The organism is Streptomyces pinistramenti (assembly GCF_020564935.1).
GTDB classification, from domain to species: domain Bacteria; phylum Actinomycetota; class Actinomycetes; order Streptomycetales; family Streptomycetaceae; genus Streptomyces; species Streptomyces pinistramenti.
The window spans coordinates 307985-312097 of record NZ_JAJCXB010000001.1; the positions used below are offsets into that span (position 1 = coordinate 307985).

Consider the following 4113-nt stretch of genomic DNA (forward strand, 5'->3'; position numbering starts at 1 on the left):
ACCCCGACCACAACAGGTGGGCGCACGCCCGGGATGGGCCGCCCCGTATGCACAAGGAGCAGCCATGGCAGATTTCAGTCTTCAGATCCAAGAGGCGCAGAACGACGTCAATGTACTGAACCAGGCCAATACGGAGATGACGAAGGCGCTGGAGGACATGGTCCAGCAGCTCGCGCCGCTTCTTGCGAATACCCAGGGCCGCACGAAGGACGCCTGGCAGGAAGTCCAGGGGAAAGTGGACACCCAGGTATCCCAGCTGAACAGCTCCCACAAGCAGGGCGTGCAGGCACTGGACAGCATGATCAACGCCATGATCGAGGCCGACAACAGGGGTCAGAGCCACTTCTGAGCGCCGGAAAAGCCCGCGTGAACAGAGAGGCCGACTCGTGAGTGACGACGACAAGAATTCCGGTGGTACCGGCAAGGTCAAGGTGACCGAGGGATACCTCGAAGACTTTGCCCAGCACCGGATCAACGATTTCATCCAGGGGCTGCGGGACAACGACGACTACCGCAATCTGGACGGTTTCGCCGGTGGCCCCGCAGGGCCCGGCGGATACGCGAAGCTGCTGGCCGGCAGCAAGGACCTGCCCGCGGGCCAGGCGTTGCAGCAGCGTTACGCCAAGTTCTGCCAGAGCCTGAAGCACGAACTCGACGGATTCGCCCAGTCCATGACCGATCTGTCGAACGACCTGATGACGGTCCATCAGATTCTGGACAAGGGCGAGCAGGACACCGAGCTGACCGCGTCGCAGATGATGCAGGACCTCCAGGACATCCTGAACGGGTTCGGCGGTGGCGGTGGCGGCAGGACACCACCGCCCCAGGGCGCGGCCTGACGGCTCTGACAAGGAACAACCGACCGCACACCGGAGCCCTTTCGGGCAGCCGCACGAGGCTGCCCGAGGGACGGGATCCGGCAGGAGAGGGACCAGGGTGAACTGGGACGAGCCGAAGGGACGGGCGCGCGCGTGAACTGGGGAGAGGCGATGAAAGCCTTCGCCGCCACCGGTCAGAAGGTGACGGACAGCTCAGCGATCGGGACCGACGGCGGACCGAGCTGGTTCACGTCGTTCGACGCGGGCACGCTCCCCGGCGGCGACCACAACTTGGACTCCGTGTACGACGTGTGGTGGTCGTTCAACTACACCACCCAGGGCGACGGGACCGGCGCCGGACTGCCCAACCAGTACGTCCTGGGCGTCACCATGGACTGGGCCGGGGTGGACGCTTCGGACGGCCCGCTCAGCCAGTTCGTGCACCAGCCCGACCAGATCCTCGTCCCCGTCTTCAACAGTCTCAAGGGCAACGACGCCGCCAGCCTGGGCAGTTTCGACACCGCGGTCATCACCGCCCGGGGCCTGGAGCGTCGGATCCAGGGCGCCAAGGACATCATCGAGAGCTGGGCCAGGGAGATCAACGAGGACGACTCGAACTGGCAGGGCAGCTCGGCGGGCGTCTTCCGCGCGGTGCTGCACGGCATGGCCGACGAACTCGACCGGCTGCGGGTCGAGATGACCAACCCGCGCGACTTCGCCGCGGACATCGACCACGCCAGGACGCAGCTGCACGACACCCTCGCCCAGCTGTACGACGCCCACACCGCCTGGCGGGGCGACCGGATGGCGTGGCCGGTCAACGCTACGCACGACGCGCTCCAGGAAGCGATGCAGGGCGCCCACATCGAGTTCCCCGACCAGGTCAACCCCAAGGTCACCTCGTCCTACGGCGATCCGAACACGCAGGAGTTCTGGGACCGGGTCCAGTCCCGGGCCAAGGCGCTGTGGATGGCGAACGTCAACACCCGGCTCGACCAGCCGGCGGATCAGCACATGCAGGCACTCAACTCCGCTCTCGGCACCGCCACTTCGGCGATCCCCGAGCAGCTGAAGCCCATGCAGCTGAAGATGCCCGGCGGGCAGACGCCTCCCGGCGCCTCGGCCACCAACCCGTTCGGCAGCCAGACCAACCCGTTCGGCGCCGGCACCAAGCCGCCCGGCACCTCCGGAACGGACCAGCAGAACCAGCAGCTGCCGCCCGGCGCGCAGGAACTCCTCAAGCACAACGCCGACGGCACGGACTCGGCGGATCTCGACCCGTCCAAGGGGACGGGCGGGGACGGCACGGCGCCGCCTGGAGAGGGCGCGTCGGGAGCGGACGGCCTCGGGGGCGGCAAGGGCGAGGACCTCAAGGCGCCGCTGTCGGCGAAGGTGGACGGGCCGCCGACCAGCAGCCTCGACACCCAGCACGCGGGCGGCGAGGGCGACAAGGACCAGCACGCGCCGCCGGCCGGCATGATGCCGCCGATGCCGTCCAGGATCCAGCCGCCGATGACCGGCACCGCCGGGAACAAGTCGAGCACCGGCGGGCCGCCGAACACGGGCATGCACACCGTCGGCGGCAACAACCCCGCCGCCAGGCTCATCGGGCCGGACGGCAAGCCGCTCACCGACCGCAACGGCAAGGCGCTCGACGTGCCGCCGGGCTCGAAGGTCAACTCCAACGGAACCGTCACCCGCCCCGACGGCACGCTCGCCGCGGACCGCAACGGCCACCAGATCACCGTGCCGCGGGGCACCAAGCTCAGCCACGTGACGGAGCCGCCGAACGACGGATCGCTGTGGCGCGAGCGGAAGCTCGCCAACAACCTTCAGACGCCTCCCGGCGTGAAGCCGCCGGGCACGCACGGCGACCTGGAGCACCCGCCGGCGATCCCGCGCGGCCTCAAGACGGTCAGCGGCCCGGCCGGCATGGGCGGCGGCGGGGCCGGCGAAGGCGGCGGCCTCGGGCGCAACTCGTCGCTCAACGAGGCGACCCCGCCCCGGACCGGCATGAGCACCAAGGCGCTCAGATCCGGCGGGTCGATGCCGCCCGAGGAGATGCCTCCCGGCGGTCGGCTCGCCCGCGGCGCGGCGCAGGAAGCCACCGCCATGGGGCGGGCCACCTCGTCCGGCAGCCCCATGGTGCCGCCGATGGGCGGCGGGGGCGGCGGTGCGGGCGGCGGTGGCCAGGGCGGCGAGCGGCAGCGCCAGACCTGGGTCGACGAGGAGGAAGAGGTGTGGGGCACCGACGAGGGCACCACACCGGGCGTGATCGGCCGATGACCGCACGGACAGTGGCAGACGAACGGAAGGGCAGGCGATGAGCCCCGGATTCCAGGACCAGGTCGACCAGATGATGGGCCGGCTGGCCGAGCACCGCAACCAGCTGATGGAGACGCAGGCGAGGCTGGCGAAGGAGACCGTCAAGGTCACGTCCAAGGACCGGGCGATCACCGTCGTGATGGGCACCCGGTCCGACGTGCGGGAGATCAAGTTCAACGGGGACCGATACCGGTCCATGGCGCCGGCGGAGCTGGGCCGGGCGCTGGTGCAGTTGCTGGAGCAGGCGCGCGCCGACGTGCACGAGAAGGTGAACCGGGCGGTCGCGCCGTTCACGGGATTCGGCGACGAGGTGCGCGAATCGATGCTCGGCGGCACGGAAGCGCTCAAGGCGATGAACGAGGCCAGGAAACTGTGGCCGCAACAGGGGCCGGGCGGCACCGCTTTCGGCCGCCGCGGTGAGGACGAGGACGAGACCGATGGCTGAAGAGATCAGGACGACCGAAGACCTCCACCGGCTGTTCGCGGAATACCCGAAACTCGCCACGCAGATCAGCACCTTGGGCCTGGACGTGGCGGACATCAAGCGGCTGAATCTCCAGGGCGCGGGCGACAACGACGAAGTGGCCGAGCAGTACAAGTCGATCGCCGATCCCGGGACCGAAGCCCTGGAGCGGATCGTCAAGATGATGAGCGATGTCACCGATTCCACCGGCCAGGCAGGCGGCGACGTCATGAAAATCTTCCAGGCCGCCGACGACGACAACAAGCAGATCGCCGAATCCTGGAATCACATGCAGGAGGCGGAGAAGAAGGCCCAGGAAAAGTCGGGGCAATAGCGGGAGAGCCGTAAATCCCGCACCAAGGGGGTGCCCGCGGCCGCGGACATCCCCTGGCGCCTTCCCTTCCTTCCCCACCCGCTCGTTCCCCGTGTCCACCCGCACCTGTCGCCGTGCACTCCGTCATGCGGGCCCGTCGCCCGTAGTTCAGAAAGGGGTCGGCCGTGGCCCTC

Annotated in this window: 5 protein-coding genes; all 5 read left to right on the forward strand. The window is 68.9% G+C overall.

Features of this window, described 5'->3' with window-relative positions:
- Positions 1-64 precede the first annotated feature (64 nt).
- On the forward strand, positions 65-349 hold the full coding sequence (locus LIU39_RS01410; protein WP_227043620.1) for a hypothetical protein: 285 nt from the start codon (positions 65-67) through the stop codon (positions 347-349).
- A gap of 37 nt (positions 350-386) precedes the next feature.
- Positions 387-839, forward strand: a complete 453-nt coding sequence (locus LIU39_RS01415; protein WP_227043623.1) for a hypothetical protein — start codon at positions 387-389, stop codon at positions 837-839.
- Between the two features lie 150 nt (positions 840-989).
- Positions 990-3104, forward strand: coding sequence for a hypothetical protein (locus LIU39_RS01420; RefSeq protein WP_227043625.1), 2115 nt, complete (start codon positions 990-992; stop codon positions 3102-3104).
- Positions 3105-3141: 37 nt separating this feature from the next.
- Positions 3142-3588, forward strand: coding sequence for a YbaB/EbfC family nucleoid-associated protein (locus tag LIU39_RS01425; RefSeq protein ID WP_227043627.1), 447 nt, complete (start codon positions 3142-3144; stop codon positions 3586-3588).
- Positions 3581-3940: a hypothetical protein gene (locus LIU39_RS01430; RefSeq protein ID WP_227043629.1), complete on the forward strand. Its 360-nt coding sequence runs from the start codon at positions 3581-3583 to the stop codon at positions 3938-3940. The genes LIU39_RS01425 and LIU39_RS01430 overlap by 8 nt, the downstream gene beginning before the upstream one ends.
- Positions 3941-4113: the final 173 nt, after the last annotated feature.